This is a genomic window from Phytomonospora endophytica, assembly GCF_014202425.1.
Taxonomy (GTDB): Bacteria; Actinomycetota; Actinomycetes; order Mycobacteriales; family Micromonosporaceae; genus Phytomonospora; species Phytomonospora endophytica.
On sequence record NZ_JACHGT010000004.1, the window covers coordinates 404562 to 422393 of the forward strand.

Consider the following 17832-nt stretch of genomic DNA (forward strand, 5'->3'; position numbering starts at 1 on the left):
CCTTTCGGGACGTGGCGGTGGCGCCGATCTTGCCCGATCGTGAAATGTCGAGGACCGCGCGGCGGCGACGACCAGTCGGTGAGAGGCTCCCGGGACGGGGCCGCGAACACGGAGGAGCGAGACGATGAAGTACCTGCTGATCATGCACAACAACCCGGCGGTCTGGGAAGGGCTGCCCGCCGCGAAGCGCACGGAGATCCAGGAGGGGCACGGCGCCTTCATGGACGCGATCCGCGCCTCCGGCGAGATGATCAGCACGACCGCGCTGGGCGAACCGTCGTCGGCGTCGGTCGTGCGGGTCCGCGACGGCGTGAAGGTCGTGACCGACGGCCCGTACCTGGAGGCCAAGGAGTTCCTCGGCGGCTACTACCTCGTCGAGGTCGACTCCCGCGAGCGCGCGCACGAACTGGCCGCGATGATCCCCGACGCCGGTGTGCAGGGGCTCGGGATCCAGGTGAGCGAGGTCGTGTACCACGGCGGTACGGAAGGCTGATCCGGACACGCGAGCGGGCCGCGTCATCGGCGCGGCCCGCACGTCGGTCTCAGCCCTCCATGCCCGACGGGTCCATCCACATGACCTCCCAGAGGTGGCCGTCGAGGTCGGCGAAGGCGCGCCCGTACATGAAGCCCTGGTCCTGCGCGGGCCGGGTCTCGGTGGCGCCGGCGGCGATGGCCGCGTCGGCGAGGCGGTCGGCGCCCTCGCGGCTGTCGGCGCTCAAGGCGACGATGACCTCGGTGGAGGCGCCGGCGTCGGCGACCTGCCTGGGTGTGAAGGTCGCGAAGAACGGCTCGGTGAGGAGCATGACGTAGCTGTCCTCGCCGATCACCATCGAGGCGGCGCGCTCGTCGGTGAACTGCGGGTTGAAGTCGAAGCCGAGCTTGGTGAAGAAGTCCATGGAGCGGTCGAGGTCGGCGACGGGCAGGTTGACGAAGATCTTCGTGGACATGGCGTTCCCTTCGCGTGGTCTTCCTGCTGCCTATCAGGACGGACGCGAGCGCGGGGGCCCTCCGCGGGAAAAGGCACCGGTGATTGTCTTTAACAACCGCACTGCGGATAGTAAACTCACCATCATGGCCAAGCGTGGATACGGGCAGTTCTGCGGGCTCGCCCGCGGGCTGGAACTCGTCGGCGAGCGCTGGGCGCTGCTGATCGTGCGCGACCTGCTCGTCGGCCCGCGCCGGTACACCGACCTGCGCAACGGCCTGCCGCGCATCCCGACGAACATCCTCGCGGCGCGCCTCAAGGAACTGGAGGCCGCCGGGGTGGTTGAGCGACGTGTCCGGCCTCGCCCGGACGGCTCGGTGGTCTACGCCCTGACCGAACGCGGCGCCGGACTGGAGGACACCGTGCTCGCGCTCGGCCGCTGGGGCGCGCGCGACATGGGCGAGCCGCGGGACGGCGAGATCGTCACGGCCGACTCGATGGTCATGGCCCTGCGCACGACCTTCCGGCCCGAGTCGGCCGCCGACCTGCGGGCCGAACTGCGGCTCGGCGCGATCGTGCTCGGCGTCGTCGTCGACGGCGGGCGCCTGACGGTGGCCGAAGGGCCGCTGGGCGACGCCGACCTGGTCGTCGAGGGCGGCGCGGGGATCAAGGCGCTGATGGCCGGTGAGGCGAGCGTCGACGAGGCCCTCGCGGGCGACGTCGCCCTCGTCGCCGGTGACCCCGGCGGGCTCGCGCGTTTCGCCGCGACGTTCCGGATCTGACGACGGTGGGTGGGGCCCCGCGAGGCCCCACCCACGTCCTCAGCGCGTCAGCGCCCGACCGGTCCCCGCGCGCCGGGGCGGCTCGCCGTACACCCGCCGGTAACCGTCCAGCGTGGACGTGAACACCGCCTCGCCGCTGCTCAGACCTGGTAGCCGTCGCTCGAAGGCGTGGACCGCCTTCGCCGAGATCGTGCCGGTGAGGTGGCAGACGCCCCGGGCGGTCTCCTGCGAGCGCAGCTCGGCGCCGGCGTCGGTGAGGGCGATGAGGATCCCCGCGGCCGACGCCTCCGGCGCCTCCAGTTCGAAGCGGTGGACGGGGGCGCACACGTACGTCCCCGTCTCGGCGAGGGTCCGGCGGACGAGGGCGGCGGTCATGTCGCGGAACTGGCCGGTGGTCTTGCCGGTGATGTAGCCGCCGCGCAGGAGGGTGACGACGCAGTCGGTCACGCGCCAGCCGTAGTGCCCTTCGCGCAGGGTCTCGCGGACGGTCTCCTCGACGGCCGTGTGGTAGCCGGCCAGGAGGTTGCCGCGCACGGCCTCCATGCGGTAGACGACGCCGCTGCCCTTCTCACCGGGTTCCAGGCGCAGTCCCAGGTAGATGAAGAATCCGCCGCCGATCTCCTGGGCCGCCTCGGCGCTGCCCGAGGGCCGCTCGACGTGGACCGTGCGGGTCTCGGCGAAGGTCACGTCGAGCCCGAAGCGCTCGGCGAGCATCGAGGTGATGACCTCCTTCTGCACCTCCCCGTAGAGGCTGACGGTGATGTCCTCGGCGCCCCGGACGTTGATGAACGGGTCGCGTTCGGACAGGTCCCGCAGCGCCTGGAACAGCCGCCCGCGCTCCTCGGGCCGCACGGGCGACACGACGGTCTCCAGCGTCGGCGGCGCGAACAGGCCTTTCGGTGGGAGCTCGCCGGGGGAGCCGACGGCGTCGCCGATCAACGCGTCGCGCAGACCCCACACCTTGGCGATGCCGCCGGCGCGGACCTCGCCGGGCACGGTCGCCGCGCCGTCGGTGAAGACCTGCACGGCGGTGACCTTGGCGGTGTTCGCGGTGACGTGCCCGTCGCCGTCGGCACGGTACAGACGCAGGCGGGCCGGGGCCCGCAGGGTCCCTTCGCGCAGGCGTACGTAGGCGATCTTCTCGCCTGCCGGGCCGCGTTTGATCTTGAACACCGACCCGCGCGGCCGCGTGCCGTGCGGAAGCCGGTGCGGCAGGTAGCGGCGGATCCCGTCGATGAGCGCGTCGACGCCTTCACCGGTCACCGCCGAGCCGAAGAACACCGGTTGTGCCAGCGCCCGGCGGGTCGCGCGCGCGAGGGCCGCCCGGCGGGCGCCGGGGCTCGTCGGCCGGGACTCCACATAGCCCGACAGGAACTCCTCGTCGTGGGCGGACAGGGCGTCGGCGATCTCGGCGTAGAGCTCCGGGTCGCGGAAGGACCTCGGCGCGGAGGTCACCTCGCGCGTCCCGAGTCCGTCCACGGTGGACAGTGCGACGAGATCGGCCTTGAGCTTGCGGCGCATCTCGGCGAGCAGTTCGCCGTGCCGGGCGCCCCGGCGGTCGATCTTGTTGACGAAGATCAGCGTCGGGATGCGCAGCCGCGCGAGGGTGCGCATCAGGACGCGGGTCTGGGCCTGGACGCCTTCGACGGCGGAGACGACGAGCACGGCCCCGTCGAGGACGTGCATGGCGCGCGCGACCTCGGCGATGAAGTCGGAGTGGCCCGGCGTGTCGATCAGGTTGACCTTCAGGTCACCGATGTGGAAGGACACGACGGCCGACTGGATGGTGATGCCGCGACGCCGCTCCAAGTCGAGCGAGTCGGTCTGGGTGTCGCCGCCGTCGACGCTGCCGACGTGGTCGATGACCCCGGTGGTGTGCAGCAGCCTCTCGGTGAGGCTGGTCTTACCGGCGTCTACGTGCGCGACGATCCCGATGTTGAGCTGCTTCATATGGCGATGTGGTCCTCAAGGCGACGATGAACAGGGAAGCGTGGGTGCCCGTCATCTGTCGCCGCATCGCCGTCTCCTGTCGTCGCCTGGCTCGGACCTGTCGGGGTCGAAGCTAGGACAGTCCCCGCCCGGCCGCAAGTGCTTTTCCGTGAGGTGTTCACGCAGGTGGGGCGGCCCGAAGGCCGCCCTCCCCGGCACCCGTCCGGTGTTCAGAGCCGGACGAGCATCTTGCCGGTGTTGGCTCCCCGCAGCACGCCGAGGAAGGCCTCGGGCGCGTTCTCCAGGCCGTCGACGACGGTCTCCTCGGTGCGCAGGCTCCCGTCGGCCAGCCAGCCCGCGGCCTTGCCGACGTACTCCCCGAACAGCGGAAGGTAGGAGCTGACGAGCATGCCGCGCACGCTCGCCTCCCGCGCGACCAGGCGGAACAGGTTGCCCGGTCCCGGCACCGGCTCGGTGGTGTTGTACTCGGCGATCGCGCCGACCAGGGCGATACGCCCGCCATGCCGGAGAGCGCCGATCGCGGCCTCCAGGTGGTCGCCGCCGACGTGGTCGACGTAGACGTCGATCCCGTCGGGCGCGAGGGCCGCGAGCCGACCGGGGAGGTCGCCTTCGCGGTAGTCGATGGCGGCGTCGAAGCCGAAGTCCTCGACGACCTTCCTCGCCTTCACCGGACCACCGGCCGAGCCGATGACCTTCGCGGCACCGAGCTTGCGGGCCAGCTGACCGGCGACGCTGCCGACCGCGCCCGCCGCCGCCGAGATGAACACGACATCGCCCTCCTTGACCGGCGCGACCTCGGTGAGCGCGGCGTAGGCGGTCAGGCCCGTCGTGCCGAGCGCCCCCAGCCAGTGCTCCGGCGAGGCCTGCGACGGGTCGACGACCGTCGCGGTCGCCGCGTCGACCACCGCGTACTCGCGCCACCCGAGGAAGTGGACGACGTGGGCACCGACGGCGATGCCGGAGCGGGAGGCGACGACCTCGCCGTAGGCGCTTCCCTCCATCGGCGCGTCGAGCGCGAACGGCGGGATGTAGGAGGGCGCGTCGTTCATGCGGCCCCTCATGTACGGGTCGACCGAGATCCAGGTGTTGCGGACCAGGATCTGGCCTTCGGCGAGGTCGGGCACCTCGGCGGTGACCAGCCGGAAGTGCTCGGCGGCGGGCTCGCCGACGGGGCGGGCGGCCAGGTGGATCTCGCGGGATGCGACGTTCATGCCGGTGCCTCTCAACAGGGGTTTCTCGCTGACGGACACCACATTGCGGGGGCCCGCTGTCGGTTTCCTGTCGGCCGGCCGAGGGGTGATCGACAGCGGCTAGGGTTGCCCGGTGAAATTCGGGGTGCTGGGGGCGGTCGGCGCGTGGACCGACGACGGCGTGCGCGTCGAGATCCCCGAGGCGAAGGTCCGCACGCTGCTGGCGATCCTGCTGACCGTGCCGGGGAAGGTCGTGTCCGCCGACCGGCTCATCCGCGAACTCTGGGACGGCGACGAACCGCCCGCGAACCCGAACAACGCCCTCCAGCACAAGGTCTCCCAGCTGCGGAGGGTCTTCGACGCCGCCGAACCCGGCGCGCGGAAGCTCATCGCGCACCGGCCGCCGGGCTACCTGCTCGACGTCGCCGAGGACGCCGTGGACGCCGGGCGCTTCCGGGGCCTCCTGCGGGAGGCACGGGCGACCGAGGACCCGGCCGGGCGGGAAACCCTGCTCGCCGAGGCCCTCGCGCACTGGACCGACCCCGAACCCGGAACCCGCTGGGCCGAGACCGCCGGACACGTCGAGGACGCGCGCCGGGCCGTGGAGGAACTCGCCGAGACCCGCCTCGAACTCGGTCGCCACGAAGACGCCCTGGAGGCGATCGGCCGGCTCGTCACCGCCGAACCGCTGCGTCCGCGCGCCCTGGCGGCCCACATGCGCGCCCTCGCCGGACTCGGCAGGCACGGCGAGGCCGCCGACGGCTACTCCCGCCACCGCGAGCTCCTCGCCGAGGACAGCGGCCTCGACCCCTCGCCCGAGCTCACCGAGCTGCACCGCGCGATTCTCCGGCAGGACCCGGCGCTCGCCCCCGCCGGACCGCCGCGCACGAACCTTCCCGCGCCGGTCGGCGCGCTCATCGGCCGGGAGGCCGAACTCGCGTCCGTCCACAAGGGACTCGCGTCGACCCGCCTGGTCACCCTGGCCGGACCCGGCGGCGTCGGCAAGACCCGCCTCGCCGTCGAAGCCGCCCGCGCCTTCACCGACCGCCCCGTCTGGTTCCTCGACCTCGCCACCCTCCCCACGCACGCCGGCCGGGAAATCCTGACCGGCGCGCTCGCCGCCGCCCTCGGCCTGTCCGGCGAGGCCTCCGCCGACCCGGCCCTCGCCCTGCGTACCGGCCCGGTCCTGCTCGTCGTCGACAACTGCGAGCACGTCATCGACGCCGCCGCCTCCGTCTGCGCGCACCTGCTCGCCGCGGCGCCGGAGCTGCGCGTACTCGCCACGAGCCGCGAACCCCTCGCCGTCGCCGGTGAGGCCGTCCGGCAGATCGCGCCCCTGCCGCCCGACGCCGCCGCCGAACTGTTCCGCAGTCGCGCGACCGTCCCGTCCGGCACGGACGCCGACCGGGCCGTCGCGTCCATCGTCACCCGGCTCGACGGCATCCCCCTCGCCCTCGAACTCGCCGCCACCCGCGTCCGCACCCTCGGCCTGCACGGACTCGCCCACCGCCTCGGCGACCGCTTCACAGTCCTCACCGGCGGCCCCCGCGACGCCCCCGACCGCCAGCGGACCCTGCGCGCGATGATCGACTGGAGCTGGGAACTGGCCACCGTCCCCGAGCGCACGGCACTGCGTCGCCTGTCCGTCTTCGCCGGAAGCTGGACCGCCGAGGCCGCCGAGGCGGTCACCGGCCTCGACCTCCTCGACGTCCTGCCCCGCCTGGCCGACCGCTCACTGGTCACGACCGTCGACGCCCCCGGCGGCACCCGCCACCGCCTCCTCGAAACCATCCGCGCCTACGCCGCCGAACGCCTCGACGAGGCGGGGGAGACTCACCAGATCCGTCTGCGGCATCTCGATCACCATCTCGCCGAAGCCACCCGCCACACCGCCCTCCCCGAGCGGCTGACCATCACCGACACCGAGGCCGCCGACCTCCACGCCGCCCTCGGCAACGCCGTCGCCGAAGGCGACGAGCGGGCGCGCGTGCTCGCCGACGCGCTCGCCTGGCCGTGGATTCTGCGCGGCCGCTACGCCGAGGCCGCGCGCGGCCTCGAAACCGTCCTCGCCCTCGGCGAAGACCCGAAACTGCGGGTCTGGCGAACGGGCGCCGGGCTCCTCGCCGGGGAGACCACCGAGGCCGACCTGTCCGCACTCGCCGAGGCCGTCGAGGACAAGGAACGGCCCTGGGCGTTCTGGTTCCTGGCCCACGCCAACCGCGGCTTCGGTGACCTGGACACCACGGCCGCCTTGACCGACCGGGCGATCGCGTTGTGCGAGGACGGCTCACCCCGCCGGTGGGCGCTCGCCGTCCGGGCCACGATCCGCCGGGCACAGGGAGACCTGGCCGGGGCCGAGCAGGACGCCGCGGCGGCCGCGCGGTACGCCGAAACGCCCGGCGGCGACCCCTGGCTGAAACTCAGCGCCACCAACACCCTCGCCGAACTCGCCGAGATCCGCGGCGACCACGACCGCGCCGAACGCCTCCACGCCACAGGCCTGCGCGTCGCCGAGGAGCTGGGCCTGTGGGTCGACGCCTCATTCCGCCTCTCGGGTCTCGGCCGCATCGCCCTCCTGCGCGGCGACCACGCCACCGCCGACGAGCGCCACCGCCGGGCCGCCGACCTCGCCCGCGCCCAAGGCCACGTCGTCGCCGAGGAGTTCGCCGAGGTCGGTCTCGCCCTCTCCGCCCGCCGCCGGGGCCGCTTCGCCGAAGCCGAGACCCTCCTGTCCCGCTGGGTCGACTGGCTGCGGACCGTCGACGGCGAACCCGGCCTCGCCCTCGTCCTCGCCGAACTCGGCTTCGCCGCCGAGCAGCGCGGCGACACGGCGAAAGCACTCCGTCTCCACCGCGACGGCCTCGCCGCCGCCCGCCGGATCGGCGACCCGCGCGCCGTCGCGCTCGCCGTCGAGGGACTGGCCGGGGCCCACGCCGCCGACGGTGGGCACACCGAGGCCGCGCGGCTCCTCGGGGCCGCGACGGCACTCCGCGAGTCCGTCGGCGCTCCGCTTCCCGAAGGCGAACGCGGCGACGTCGACCGCATCGCCACGGTGATCCGGGAGGCCCTGGGGGAGGGGCGTTTCCGCGCCGAACTCGCCCTCGCGCCCGACCCGGATACCGTGTCCTGAATGGACCTCGCCGCCTTCCTGCGCGCCCGCGTCGGCGAGGACGCGGCGGTCGCGCACGCCGCCTCGCACCCCGACCAGGACCGCGACGGCGACCCGCGCTTCCCGGTCGGCGCCGACGAGAGCTGGCACTGGGTCCGTGACGGCGAATCCGAGCCGCTGAAGGGCGCGACCGGCTTCGCTCCGCGCGAAGGCGCGCAGGGTGGCCACCAGTGGGTCCATCACGACGGCCGCCAGAGGTGGGCGCACACCGCGATCCCCGGCGCGCAGGAGCTGCGCCTCGAAAGCCGCAACCGGTACATGCTCAGGGCGTCCCCGGACTGGGCGCCGCACTGGGTCCTGGACGCCCCCAGGGGCCTGACCTACGGCGTCGCCGCACACATCGCCGTGCACGACCCGGTGCGGGTGCTGTCGGAGGTCGCCGCCAAGCTCCGGATCATCGAGGCCTTCGAGGCCGGTGGCGTCCCCGAGTACGTGCTGCGCGTCCTGGCGTGGCCCTACCGGGGCCATCCCGACTACGACGCGTCCTGGAACGGCTGACCTTCCGCCCGTGCGATCGGCATCATCGTGGCGACCGCGTCGGTGGTGAGGAAGTCGGTGACCACGCGCGTGTAAGGCTCGGGCTTCTCCAGGAACAGCAGGTGCGAGGTTCCCGGGATCACCGCCAGCTCCGACTCGGGCAGCGCCCGGAACAGCTCAAGGGTGTGCTCGGCCTTCACCAGGTCGTCGTCGCCGAGGACCAGCAGGGTTCGTGCCGCCACCCGCGCGAGGTCCGCCGCGGTCAGGCCCGGCTCGCTCACGGCGGCCTCGCCGAGCTTGCGGAGGACCGTGTAGATGTGCTCGGGCCCGTCGGGGGACAGGGCGCCGTACATCTCCTTGATCTGCGGCGGGACGAAGGGCTTCTCCTCGCCGAGGTTGTCGCCCGGCCCGAACAGGAAACCCTCGTTGGCGTAGGTGCCGCTGACCAGGACCAGGCGCTCCACCAGGTCGGGGCGCAGCAGAGCCACGCGCAGCGCGACCGTCGCGCCGAGGCTGTAGCCGACGAGCCGGACCGGGCCGTCGCCGACGATCTTCTCGATGAACGCGATCGTGTCCTCGGCCTGGAGCGCGATCGTCAGCGGGCCTTCGACGTCGGCGGTGCGCCCGTGGCCCCGGCGCTCGGGGAGGAAGACGTGGAAGCGGTCGGCGAGGGTGGCGAGGTTGCCCTCGAACTCACCGGCGTTGGACATGCCGCCGTGCAGGAGCACGAGCGGTTCGCCCGTGCCGCGCTCGTCGTACCAGGTGTTCACGCCGTTGAGGTCCACGTAAGCGGCCATGTCTGCGACTCTCCTGAGGTGAGGTGATCCCGGAGAAGCCAGCTTGCAATAAACAACTAAGCTCTGTCAAGGCAAGCGCCAGATTCGAACAATAGTTCGACTCATGTCTTGTCTCCGGTCATCGGCGCTTGTTAGCGTGACCGGGTCGCCCATCGACGAGAAGGAGCCGACATGACCCTGTCCTTCGACCGCATCCGCGCCGAGATCCCGATCCAGACCGCGGGTTTCCTCGCCCTCGCCGAAGGGGCCGACCTGTCGAAGGGGGTGCGGGCCTGTCCTGATTGGACGCACGCCGATCTGATCCGGCACGTCGGCGAGATGCAGAGGATCCTGGTGGACGCCTTCCACACGGCCACCGGCGCACCCCGGTCCGGCGATCCGCTGCCCGCGCCCGAGGAGGTTTCCGAGGGCGAACTGACGGGTTGGGTGCGCGATGTCGCCGCGCGGCTCACGGTTGTCGTCGACACCACCCCCGCCGCCACGATCGTGAGCAACTTCGGGCTCGACGAGAGCGCGGTCTGGTGGGCCCGCCGCGCGCTGCACGACGTGGCGATCCACCGCGCCGACGCCGCCTTCACCACCGGCGAGCCCTACGCGCTCGAACGCGAACTGGCCGAGGACGCCGTCGAGGAGATGTTCGACGTGCTGGAGACGGTCCGCGGAGTCGGCGGCCTCGCGGACCTGCACGGTTCCGGGACCATCCACCTGCACGCCACCGATGTCGAAGCCGAGTGGCTGATCGAGCTCAACGACAAGGGTTTCGGCTGGAAACGCGGTCACGAGAAGGCCGACGTGGCCCTGCGCGGCCCGCTCACCGAGATCCTGCTGGCCCTCTACCGCCGCCAGTCCCTCGACGACGGCTCCCTCGAAGTCCTCGGCGACGCCGAACTGCTCGACTTCTGGCTAGACCACGCCAGCGTCGGCTGAGGCTAGTCGCGCAGCCCGACACAGTCGTGCCGCCAGAAGGCCTCGGCGTAGACGAGCGTCCCGGTCATCCACGACTCGTAGGCGGGCAGTTTGACCACCTGGAACGCCGGTTCGGGGATCCGCAGCGAAGGCCTGCGGAACCCGTGCCCGCCGCCCGCCTCGAAGCCCAGCCGCGAGTAGTAGCCCGGGTCGCCCTCCAGGAACAGCAGCGGCCAGTCGCCGCCCGCCGCGGCGATCGCGTGCCGCACGAGCGCAGAGCCCACACCCCGGCCCTGTAGCTCGGGGAGCACCCCGAGCGGGCTGAGCACGAGCACGTCGACGAGCCGCTTCGGCGCGTCCAGCAGGGACCTGGTCAGCATCACGTGCCCGACGACCTCGCGGTCGCGTTCGGCCACGATGGACAGTCCGGGCAGGGCGGCGTCCGACTCGTCCAGCGCCGTGAGCATGCGGGCGACCTTCGGCCCGTGGTCGCCGAAGGCCCTGGTGTGGACGTCGAGGACGGCGGCGCGGTCGACGGGCCGTTCGGCCCGGTAGGTGGTTTCATCTGTCACGCGCGGAGCCTAGATCGAACCCGGCGAGAGCGCATTCACATATCGGGCGCGGAGCGAAGCGGAGCGGCGTGGCTAAGATCTGGCCATGGCAAAGCGGGCATACGGACAGTTCTGCGGACTCGCGCATGCCCTCGAACTCGTCGGAGAACGCTGGGCGCTGCTGATCGTCCGCGACCTGCTGGTCGGTCCACGCCGCTTCTCCGACCTCCGCCGCGGCCTGCCGAAGATCCCGACGAACATCCTCTCGGCCCGGCTGAAGGAGCTGGAGGCCAACGGGATCGCCACCCGCCGCGTACTGCCCCGCCCGGCCAGCGCCGTGGTCTACGAGCTGACCGAGTACGGCGCCGAACTCGAACCGGTCGTGCTCACCCTCGGCCGCTGGGGCGCGCGCTCGATGCTCCACCCCGGCCCCGAGGACATCGTCACCACCGACTCGATGATCGTGGCCCTGCGCTCGACCTTCCGGCCCGAACTGGCCGCCGGGCCGCCGCTGTCCTTCGTGGTCCACCTCGGCCCGGTCACGATCCACGCGAAGATCGCCGAAGGCGAACTCGACGCCGGCGCCGGACCGCTCGACGACCCCGACCTCACGATCGTCACCGGCCCGGTCCTGCGCGACATCATGGCCGGCGCGGTCGCGCCCGCCGAGGCCGTCGACGGCGGGATGGTCCAGCTGACCGGCGATCCGGCGCTGCTCGACCGCTTCGCCGCGCTCTTCGCGATCCCGCCCGCGCCGTAGCGTCGTACCCGCGTGGGATCGTCGGCGACATGGATCCCGAAGAGTTCTGGGGCGTCATCGCCGACGTCCGCGCCGGCAGCCTCCTCGCCGACGAGGCCCTCGCCGCGCACATCGCGGCCCTGCCCGCCGACGCCCCCCTCGACGCGGTCCTCCGCTCCTTCCACGACGGCCTCATGATCCGCCTGAAGACGATGACGCCCGCCGAACTGTGCGCCTTCGACGAGGCGCACGACGATGCCCGGCGGCGGCTCTACCACTGGCCGCTGTGGGCGGCGGGCTACCTGATCGGCGGTGGCTGCTCCGACGACGCCTTCATGGACTTCCGCAACGGCCTCATCGCCCTCGGCCGCGAGTGGTGCGAACGGGTCCTCGGCGACGCCGACACCCTCGCCGAACACCCCCTGGTCATCGCGGCCGCGGCCCGCGAGGACGAGGTCCTGTTCTGCGAGGAGCTCGCCTACGCGCCCGCCTACGCCTTCGAGGCGACCACCGGCCGCCCCCGCGACGAGTACTGGGCGCTGTACGAACGCCACCGGGAAGGGAAACCGGTGCACGGGGCATCGCCCACCGGCCCGGACTTCGACTTCGACGACCGCGAGGTGATGCTCGCCCACCTCCCGCGGCTCACCGCGTTCTTCTGGGCCGAGGACTGACCGTTCCGCGTAGAGACGCCCGTCTATCGGCGATACTGGTCGGATGGTCGGTTACGGGTGGAAGACGCGTTTCCTGCGTCGCGGGTTGGCATACGCCGTCATCGTGACGGCCGTGCTCGTCGCGGGTGCCGGGCAGGCGGTCCCGGCGGCCGAGTTGGTGCTCACCTTCGACGGGGTCCCGTCCGGGCAGAGTGAGCGCGGTCCGTGGCGTGAGGGCTGCTTCACCGACGGCGGTTCGGCGCTGCGCGCCTGTATCCGCACCGCCGACGGCGGGAGCATCAGCCGTACGGTGCACCGCACGAGCGGCAACGACAGCCCGGCGGTGACCTTCCCGGCTCCCGGCGACGGCACCGCGATCCTGTACATCCGGCACACCGCACGGCTCAACCCCGAGTCCCGCGACTTCGTCATCGCGGCGATGATCGACCTGACCTCCACCGAACGCGGCACGGGCTCCAACCTGGTCCAGAAGGGCCACTTCGACACCTCGGGCGGGCAGTGGAAGCTCCAGGTCGACGACGGTGTCCCCAGCTGCCGCATCGCCGGTTCGCGGGACGGCCGGAAGGTGTCGGCGATGGTCTCGGGCCCGTCGATCGCGGGCCTGGGCTGGGTCTCGCTGCGCTGCGAGCGCAGCGGCTCCTCCCTGACGATCAGCGTCGACGGCGGTGACCCGGTGAAGGCCGGCGGGAACGCCTCCATGAACATCGCCAACGACGCCGAGGTCACCATCGGCGGCCGGGTCACCGGTGCCGCCGACAACGACCAGCTGCACGGCGACCTCGACCGGGTCATGATCGACATCCGCTGAGAAACGTGACCGGGGTCTCACGCGAGAATGTAGAGAAGCCCCGGCGGGCCTCGACCTACGGGCAGAACGCGAGCACGCGTCACCCGATGAGAGGCTAGTGATCATGAACGACACCCAGCGGCTGGTCCAGGAGCACATCGACGAGCTCGTCGCCACCGGCGCCGAGCTTGGGCTCCAGGTCGCCGCCTACCGAGACGGCGAGCTTCTCGTCGACGCCGTCGCGGGCGTCGCCGATGTCGCCACCGGCCGGGCGGTCACCTCCGGCACGCCCTTCTTCGCCACCTCGGCGGGCAAGGGCGTGGTCGCCACCGTCGTGCACGTCCTCGCCGAGAAGGGCGTCCTCGACTACGACCGGCCCATCGCCGAACTGTGGCCGGAGTTCGCGGCGAACGGCAAGGAGCGCGTGACCCTGCGGCAGGCGCTGGTGCACACCGCCGGCATCCCCGGTGTTCCTCCCGAGACCACGCCCGAGGATCTGGCCGACTGGGATCGCATGGCCGCGATCGTCGCCGCCGCCGAGCCGTGGTGGGAGCCCGGCACGAAGACCGGCTACCACGCGCTGACCTTCGGCTGGATCGTCGGCGAGGTCATCCGGCGCGCGACCGGCCGCGAGCTCCCCGAGGTTCTCCGCGACGAGGTGACCGGCCCGCTCGGTGTCGCCGAGGAGATCTACTTCGCGGTCCCCGAGGGGCGGCTGGGCGGCCTGGCGGTCCTGGAGGAGCCGCCGGGCGCCGCGGAGATGATGGCCTCGATGCCCCCGGACCTGCCCATGTTCAAGACGGCGCCCCCGGCGCTCTTCCCCAGCGCGGCGCTCTACAACCGGCCCGGCTTCCTCACCGCGAACGTGCTCGCCGGCGGCACCATGACCGCCCGCGCCGTCGCGCGCATGTACGCCGCGCTGCTCGGCGAGGTCGACGGCGTCCGCCTGATCTCGCCCGCGCGGCTGGCCGAGGTCACCGCGATCGCGTTCACCGGCGTCGACCAGATCTTCGGCAACGAGGCGACCTGGGGGCTCGGCTACACCTTCGAGAACCCGGTGGAGCGGCCGACGACCTTCGGATTCACCGGTGCCGGCGGGACCGTCGCCCACGCCGACACCGCGTCGGGCGTCACCTTCGCGCTGATGCGCAACACCTTCTCCTTCGGCGACCTCTCGGCCGCCGAGCGCCTCGCCGCCGTCGTCACGGCGGCGGACGCCTGACCGGGCACTACATCCGTCCGGTGACGTGCGCCGTGATCGCCTCGGCGAGCTCGGCGTGCACCTCCGCGGGGAGGGTGTGTCCCATGCCCTCGATCATCAGCAGCCGCGCGCCGGGGATCTGCTCGGCGATGAGCGCGCCGTGCCCGGGCTTGCAGGGTTCGCACGTGCCTTCGACGACGAGCGTCGGGGCCTTGACCCGGTCGAGGACGCCGGCCGGCTCGAAGTCCGGGTCGGCCATCCACGCCAGGCGGTGGTTGACGACCGAGGCGGGGTTCACCGCCCGGTCGAGGAGCCGTTCCTGCTGGACCCGCTCGGCCTCCTCGTCGAAGGGCAGTTCGGGGCCGTGCAGGAGCCGCGCCTCGGCGACCTGCGCGTCGATCTGTTCGCGGCGGGTCGACGGGGGAGTGGCCGTCATGGCCGCGCGGTAGTGGTCGATGAAGGCCTGGTTCGGCGGCGGGAGGCTGCCCGCGGGCGGTTCCTCGCCCATGAGCGCGGCGCCGAGGACCTTGCCTTCCCGGCCGCCCAGCGGCGAGGAGCCGATGGCGGTCAGGGTCTCGACCCGTTCGGGTGCCTCCACGGCCAGCCACTGCCCGAGCAGGCCGCCCGCGGAGTGCCCGACGATGTGCGCCGAGGCGAGCCCGTAGCCGTCGAGGACCCGGCCGATGTCGTCGCGGATGTCGGCCCAGGAATAGGGTGATGCCGCGAAGTCGACCGCCGTGGAGCGGCCGGTGTCGCGGTGGTCGTAGCGGATGACGTGGAACCCGGCGGCGGCGAGACGGCCGACGAGACCGTCGGGCCACACGACGCCCTGCGACATGGAGCCCATGACCAGCAGGATCGCCGGGTCGTTCGGGTCGCCGAAGGACTCGGTCCACAGGTCGATCCCGTTGTTGCTGACGAACTTTTCGAGTGACAAGCCGTTCCACCTTTGTGCGTCTCCCGGGCCGTTCCCGGGATGTGTCACTACTCTGACGCCGACCGCGGCCGGTGCCATCCGTAGTCCTACTGGTCTCCCAGTAGCCTCGCCAGTTCCGTACGCGAGGTGACGCCGAGCTTCGGATAGACCTTGTAGAGGTGGTACTCGACCGTGCGGGGGCTGAGGAACAGCCGCGCGGCGACCTCCTTGCTCGACGCGCCCGCCCCGACCATCCGCGCGATGCGCAACTCCTGGGGCGTCAGCGCCGCCAGCACGTCGGCCACGGGCTCCTCCGTCGACTCCCCGGCCGCGCGCAGTTCGCCGTGCGCGCGTTCGGTCCAGGGTGCCGCCCCGAGCCGCGCGAAGGCCTCCATCGCCGACCGCAGATGCCCGCGCGCCTCGGCGGGCCGCTGGGCCCGGCGCAGGCGCTCCCCGTACAGCAGGGCCGAACGGGCGTGCTCGAAAGGCGAACCACCGGTGACGGCGACCGCGTCGGAGAGCAGTCCGAGGGCGGCCTCCGGTTCGGCGACCAGTGCCCGCGACCGGGCCAGGAGCGCGCGGGTCTCGGTGCTCGTCGCGCCCGCCGACCAGCGTTCGAAGTCGGCCAGGATCGCCGCCGCGCCGGCCCGGTCGCCCGCCCCGACGGCGGCCTCGATCCGGTCGGGGGACGACCGCCAGGTCACCGTCGGGTGGCCGCGTCCGGGACCGGCGGCCGCGAGCGCGGTGAAGCGGTCGTGCGCGGCGGCATGGCGGCCGAGGCCCAGGTCGAGCAGGCCGAGAGCGTAGCTCGCGGTGCCCGCGCGCAGGCCGATGCGGTGCGGGATGGCCACCGACAGCGCCTCGGCGGCCTGCGCCCGGCAGGCGTCCTCGTCACCGCGGATCGCCGAGACGGCGGCGAGGTTGGCCAGGTGCGCGGGGACGGAGTTGACGTATCCGGCCTCCCGCGCCAGGGCCAGGCCCTCCTCGGCGACGGCCGCGCTGTGCGCGAGCCGCCCGGCGATGCGCTCGCCGGTGGCGACGAATTCGAGGACGACCGGAAGCTGCCCGGTCAGGCCGGACACGCGTGCCCGCTCGCCCGCGCGGGCGACGAACCCGGCGGCGGCGTCGGCCTCGCCGAGATAGCTGGCCGCCGCTCCCGCCCACAGCAGCATGGCCGCGTCTTCGAGGTCGCCCGCCTGGCCGAGGGCCTCGCGCAGGAGTGTCACACCGCTCGCGTCGCCGTCGAGGACCGCGCCGACGCCGACGATCACGTCGCGCAGGAAACCTCGCTCCAGCGGCTCGGCGAGGCGTCCGGCGGCGATGATCGCGGGGACGTCGCCGACGTGCGAGGCGGCCTCGGAGGCATCGGCCAGTGCTTCGACGGAGGGCCGCTCGGTGGCGGCGGCCAGCAGGACGCGGGCGGCTTCGGCGACGTCGCCGGAGTTGAGCTGGAAACGGCCGTGCAGGCGCGCGATCTCGTTGAACAGGACGGGCTGCTCGGCCATCTCGCGCGCGTCGGCGAGCAGCCCGGCGGCCTGGCCGGGGTGACCGCCCAGCCAGGCGTCGCGGGCGGCGGTGAAGAGGAACCACGCGCGCTGGCGGCCCGCACGCAGGCCGCGACCGGGTGTCAGCGCGGCGGCCCGGATGAGCGCGGCGGCCGCGTCGGCGAACCCGCCGCGCCGGCGGGCGCGCTCGGCCGAGGCGGCCAGTTGCCGTGCCACATCGGAGTCGCCGCCGACGCACGCCCCGGCGAGGTGGAGGGCGCGCCGGTCGGGATCGGCGTGGACGGCGGCGGCGAGCGCGGTGTGGGCCTCGCGGACCAGGGCGGGCCCGGCCTCGGCGACGGCCGCCGCCCGCACCAGCGGGTGCCGGAAGGTGACGGTCGCGCCGACCGTGACCAGCCCCGAGGCCTCGGCCTCGGCGAGCCCGTCACCGCCCGCGGCGGCCAGGATCACGTCCGGGTCGCCCGGACCGTCGAGGGCGGCGACGAGCAGGAGCCTGCGCGCGGCAGGACCGAGGGCCGCGACCGGTCCGGCGAAGATCGCCGCGCCCGCCGGGAGCGGGTCGGGCAGGGGCTCGCGGTCCTCCCACTGCCCGGGCGTCAGCAGCTCGGCGGCCTCGGCCAGCGCGAGCGGATTGCCGCCGGTCGACGCGGCCAGGCGCGCGACGACCGCGGGAGCGGGCGGGACGGGCGCGCGTTCGGCGAGCAGGGCGCCGACGTCGTTGAGGCCCAGGCCGCCGAGGCGCAGCTGGTCGAGGCCTCGCGCCCACGGCGGCACCTCTCCGCGCGCGGCCAGGACCAGCGCGACGCCTTCCCCGCCGAGCCTGCGGGCGGTGAAGGCGAGCGCGTCGGCCGAGGCGGCGTCGAACCACTGGACGTCGTCGGCGAGGACCAGCAGCCCGCCCTCGGAGGCGGCCTCGGTGAGCAGCGACAGGACCCCGGCGGCGACGAGGAAACGGTCGGCCGGCGCCTTCTCCACGCCGAGTGCTCCGCGCAGGGCGTCGCGCTGCGGTTCCGGCAGCCGCTCGACGAGCCCGGCGACCGGCCGCAGGAGCTGATGCAGGGCCGCGAAGGCCATGCCCGACTCGGGCTCGACGCCGGCGGCCCGCAGCACCTTCACGGGTCCGGTGGCCGCCCGGTCCAGCAGCGCCGACTTGCCGGCCCCGGCCTCACCGCTCACGACGAGCGCGCCCCCGGCGCCGTCGCGGGCGGAGGAGACCAGCGTGTCGAGGGCGGCGAGCTCGCCGCCGCGGCCGTGGAGCATGGC

Annotated in this window: 16 protein-coding genes; 9 read left to right on the plus strand and 7 right to left on the minus strand. The window is 73.2% G+C overall.

The features are described 5' to 3' along the window. The first annotated feature begins 124 nt into the window (after positions 1-124). Positions 125-493 carry a YciI family protein gene (locus tag HNR73_RS11060; protein ID WP_184787266.1) on the plus strand — a complete coding sequence of 123 codons (369 nt, stop codon included), beginning with the start codon at positions 125-127 and terminating at the stop codon, positions 491-493. A 49-nt stretch (positions 494-542) separates the two neighbouring features. On the opposite strand, the gene HNR73_RS11065 is transcribed toward HNR73_RS11060, so the two are convergent. Then, the gene (locus HNR73_RS11065) at positions 543-947 is read right to left on the minus strand and encodes a VOC family protein (RefSeq protein ID WP_184787267.1); all 405 of its coding nucleotides are present in this window, start codon (positions 945-947) and stop codon (positions 543-545) included. A gap of 124 nt (positions 948-1071) precedes the next feature. Here HNR73_RS11065 and HNR73_RS11070 point away from each other — a divergent pair, with 124 nt between their 5' ends. After that, complete coding sequence (locus HNR73_RS11070; protein ID WP_184787268.1) at positions 1072-1707, plus strand: winged helix-turn-helix transcriptional regulator; 636 nt, start codon at positions 1072-1074, stop codon at positions 1705-1707. A gap of 39 nt (positions 1708-1746) precedes the next feature. On the opposite strand, the gene HNR73_RS11075 is transcribed toward HNR73_RS11070, so the two are convergent. Together HNR73_RS11075 and HNR73_RS11080 are read right to left on the minus strand one after the other, a co-directional pair. Further along, positions 1747-3657, minus strand: coding sequence for an elongation factor G (locus HNR73_RS11075; RefSeq protein WP_184787269.1), 1911 nt, complete (start codon positions 3655-3657; stop codon positions 1747-1749). A 209-nt stretch (positions 3658-3866) separates the two neighbouring features. Next, a complete protein-coding gene (locus tag HNR73_RS11080; RefSeq protein WP_184787270.1) occupies positions 3867-4868 on the minus strand; it encodes an NADP-dependent oxidoreductase in 1002 nt (333 codons plus the stop codon). A 112-nt stretch (positions 4869-4980) separates the two neighbouring features. Here HNR73_RS11080 and HNR73_RS11085 point away from each other — a divergent pair, with 112 nt between their 5' ends. Continuing rightward, positions 4981-7977, plus strand: a complete 2997-nt coding sequence (locus HNR73_RS11085) for an AfsR/SARP family transcriptional regulator (RefSeq protein WP_184787271.1) — start codon at positions 4981-4983, stop codon at positions 7975-7977. Next, positions 7978-8514, plus strand: a complete 537-nt coding sequence (locus HNR73_RS11090; RefSeq protein WP_184787272.1) for a DUF6221 family protein — start codon at positions 7978-7980, stop codon at positions 8512-8514. On the opposite strand, the gene HNR73_RS11095 is transcribed toward HNR73_RS11090, so the two are convergent. Then, a complete protein-coding gene (locus HNR73_RS11095) occupies positions 8490-9290 on the minus strand; it encodes an alpha/beta fold hydrolase (RefSeq protein WP_184787273.1) in 801 nt (266 codons plus the stop codon). The two genes, HNR73_RS11090 and HNR73_RS11095, sit on opposite strands and share 25 nt — an antisense overlap. 171 nt (positions 9291-9461) lie before the next feature. On the opposite strand from HNR73_RS11095, the gene HNR73_RS11100 reads away from it, so the two are divergent. Beyond that, entirely contained in the window at positions 9462-10217 is a 756-nt protein-coding gene (locus HNR73_RS11100) for a maleylpyruvate isomerase family mycothiol-dependent enzyme (protein ID WP_184787274.1), read from the plus strand. 2 nt (positions 10218-10219) lie between these two features. Here the strand turns inward: HNR73_RS11100 and HNR73_RS11105 are convergent, their stop codons facing one another. Further along, a complete protein-coding gene (locus HNR73_RS11105) occupies positions 10220-10768 on the minus strand; it encodes a GNAT family N-acetyltransferase (protein WP_184787275.1) in 549 nt (182 codons plus the stop codon). A gap of 85 nt (positions 10769-10853) precedes the next feature. On the opposite strand from HNR73_RS11105, the gene HNR73_RS11110 reads away from it, so the two are divergent. From HNR73_RS11110 to HNR73_RS11125, 4 genes are all read left to right on the plus strand, one after another. Next, positions 10854-11507: a winged helix-turn-helix transcriptional regulator gene (locus HNR73_RS11110; RefSeq protein ID WP_184787276.1), complete on the plus strand. Its 654-nt coding sequence runs from the start codon at positions 10854-10856 to the stop codon at positions 11505-11507. Positions 11508-11536: 29 nt separating this feature from the next. After that, the gene (locus HNR73_RS11115) at positions 11537-12160 is read left to right on the plus strand and encodes a DUF4240 domain-containing protein (protein WP_184787277.1); all 624 of its coding nucleotides are present in this window, start codon (positions 11537-11539) and stop codon (positions 12158-12160) included. Between the two features lie 43 nt (positions 12161-12203). Further along, complete coding sequence (locus HNR73_RS11120) at positions 12204-12968, plus strand: LamG domain-containing protein (RefSeq protein WP_184787278.1); 765 nt, start codon at positions 12204-12206, stop codon at positions 12966-12968. Positions 12969-13071: 103 nt separating this feature from the next. Then, positions 13072-14169 carry a serine hydrolase domain-containing protein gene (locus HNR73_RS11125; RefSeq protein ID WP_184787279.1) on the plus strand — a complete coding sequence of 366 codons (1098 nt, stop codon included), beginning with the start codon at positions 13072-13074 and terminating at the stop codon, positions 14167-14169. Positions 14170-14176: 7 nt separating this feature from the next. On the opposite strand, the gene HNR73_RS11130 is transcribed toward HNR73_RS11125, so the two are convergent. Beyond that, complete coding sequence (locus HNR73_RS11130) at positions 14177-15085, minus strand: alpha/beta fold hydrolase (protein ID WP_203686183.1); 909 nt, start codon at positions 15083-15085, stop codon at positions 14177-14179. An 86-nt stretch (positions 15086-15171) separates the two neighbouring features. Beyond that, complete coding sequence (locus tag HNR73_RS11135) at positions 15172-17829, minus strand: helix-turn-helix transcriptional regulator (RefSeq protein WP_184787281.1); 2658 nt, start codon at positions 17827-17829, stop codon at positions 15172-15174. Positions 17830-17832 lie beyond the last annotated feature (3 nt).

Excerpts from the sequence above, each read along its gene's own strand:
- HNR73_RS11060 (WP_184787266.1), top strand. The coding sequence starts at position 125 with ATGAAGTACCTGCTGATCATGCACAACAACCCGGCGGTCTGGGAAGGG.
- HNR73_RS11065 (WP_184787267.1), bottom strand. The coding sequence starts at position 947 with ATGTCCACGAAGATCTTCGTCAACCTGCCCGTCGCCGACCTCGACCGC.
- HNR73_RS11070 (WP_184787268.1), top strand. The coding sequence starts at position 1,072 with ATGGCCAAGCGTGGATACGGGCAGTTCTGCGGGCTCGCCCGCGGGCTG.
- HNR73_RS11075 (WP_184787269.1), bottom strand. The coding sequence starts at position 3,657 with ATGAAGCAGCTCAACATCGGGATCGTCGCGCACGTAGACGCCGGTAAG.
- HNR73_RS11080 (WP_184787270.1), bottom strand. The coding sequence starts at position 4,868 with ATGAACGTCGCATCCCGCGAGATCCACCTGGCCGCCCGCCCCGTCGGC.
- HNR73_RS11090 (WP_184787272.1), top strand. The coding sequence starts at position 7,978 with ATGGACCTCGCCGCCTTCCTGCGCGCCCGCGTCGGCGAGGACGCGGCG.
- HNR73_RS11095 (WP_184787273.1), bottom strand. The coding sequence starts at position 9,290 with ATGGCCGCTTACGTGGACCTCAACGGCGTGAACACCTGGTACGACGAG.
- HNR73_RS11100 (WP_184787274.1), top strand. The coding sequence starts at position 9,462 with ATGACCCTGTCCTTCGACCGCATCCGCGCCGAGATCCCGATCCAGACC.
- HNR73_RS11110 (WP_184787276.1), top strand. The coding sequence starts at position 10,854 with ATGGCAAAGCGGGCATACGGACAGTTCTGCGGACTCGCGCATGCCCTC.
- HNR73_RS11115 (WP_184787277.1), top strand. The coding sequence starts at position 11,537 with ATGGATCCCGAAGAGTTCTGGGGCGTCATCGCCGACGTCCGCGCCGGC.
- HNR73_RS11120 (WP_184787278.1), top strand. The coding sequence starts at position 12,204 with ATGGTCGGTTACGGGTGGAAGACGCGTTTCCTGCGTCGCGGGTTGGCA.
- HNR73_RS11125 (WP_184787279.1), top strand. The coding sequence starts at position 13,072 with ATGAACGACACCCAGCGGCTGGTCCAGGAGCACATCGACGAGCTCGTC.
- HNR73_RS11135 (WP_184787281.1), bottom strand. The coding sequence starts at position 17,829 with ATGCTCCACGGCCGCGGCGGCGAGCTCGCCGCCCTCGACACGCTGGTC.